General features: G+C 62.1%; 1 protein-coding gene. It reads left to right on the top strand.

Annotation, left to right across the window (positions count from 1 at the left end; translation table 11 throughout):
* The coding region (locus tag EN969_RS34895; RefSeq protein WP_127419980.1) for a GcrA family cell cycle regulator at window positions 1-357 on the top strand (357 nt) is incomplete at its 5' end.
* Window positions 358-448 lie beyond the last annotated feature (91 nt).

Here is a 448-nt window from a genome sequence, read left to right as displayed (position 1 = left end):
CCAACACGCCAGAAGAAGGCAGCGCAAGGATCGACTGTCCAGAAATCGGTATCACGCGCCGCAACCACGGCACGCCATGTCACGACATCGGTCGGCGCGACCGCTTTGCAGACGCAGTTCGACGCCGAACCCGTGGCACGCCATTACATCCGCCCGGTCGAAAATGTCGTGCTGCCGATCTCGCGGCATCTGCAGCTGGTCGAGCTGACCGAGCGGACCTGCAAATGGCCGAACGGCGATCCGCTTTCAGAGGACTTCCATTTCTGCGGCAACGATGCCGCCGAAACCGGTCCCTACTGCAAGTACCACGCCCGCGTGGCATTCCAGCCGGCATCGGAGCGGCGGCGGAGCAGGTAGATAAGGGAATAGGGGAGTAAGGCAGTAGGGCAGTATGTGCGCGGAAAGTCGCGCTCACGAAATGCCACCCTACTGCCCTACTGCCCTACTG

The organism is Mesorhizobium sp. M7A.F.Ca.CA.003.01.2.1 (genome assembly GCF_003998945.1).
GTDB classification, from domain to species: domain Bacteria; phylum Pseudomonadota; class Alphaproteobacteria; order Rhizobiales; family Rhizobiaceae; genus Mesorhizobium; species Mesorhizobium ciceri.
Note: the sequence above shows the minus strand (reverse complement) of the source record. Positions and strands in the feature narration are given on the sequence as shown.